This window comes from Bacteroides caecigallinarum, assembly GCF_016901995.1.
Classification (GTDB): Bacteria; Bacteroidota; Bacteroidia; order Bacteroidales; family Bacteroidaceae; genus Phocaeicola; species Phocaeicola cellulolyticus.
In genome coordinates this window covers 1-425 of record NZ_JACJLE010000160.1, presented here as the reverse complement: position 1 = coordinate 425, position 425 = coordinate 1, and the positions used below count along the sequence as shown (strand labels likewise).

Annotated in this window: 1 tRNA gene; it reads left to right on the top strand. The window is 37.9% G+C overall.

Features of this window, described 5'->3' with window-relative positions:
* Window positions 1–115 precede the first annotated feature (115 nt).
* Window positions 116–189, top strand: a tRNA-Ala gene (locus H6A61_RS15445).
* Window positions 190–425: the final 236 nt, after the last annotated feature.

Below are 425 nucleotides of genomic sequence, written 5' to 3'. Positions count from 1 at the left end.
AGGTAGCCGTACCGGAAGGTGCGGCTGGAACACCTCCTTTCTGGAGTGATACCGTAAAGATATCAAGAAGGTTTATGCTTCTTGTACTACAGGCAAGTTTGTTTAATTAAATATTGGGGGATTAGCTCAGCTGGCTAGAGCACCTGCTTTGCACGCAGGGGGTCAACGGTTCGAATCCGTTATTCTCCACGTAATGAATTAATAATTAAGAATTAAAAATTAAAAGCGGCAATGCTGCGGATAATTATTAATTATTCACTTTTAATTATTAATTGAATAGAAGATCTTTGACATGATGTAACAAGCTGAAAAAGTAAAAATTTGGTCAAAACCAAAAGAGCTAAAAGTATATATCATCCGCTCTGTTGAAAAAACAGAGTGTGTACGTGATAATGAAAGTAAATAAGGGCGCATGGCGGATGCCT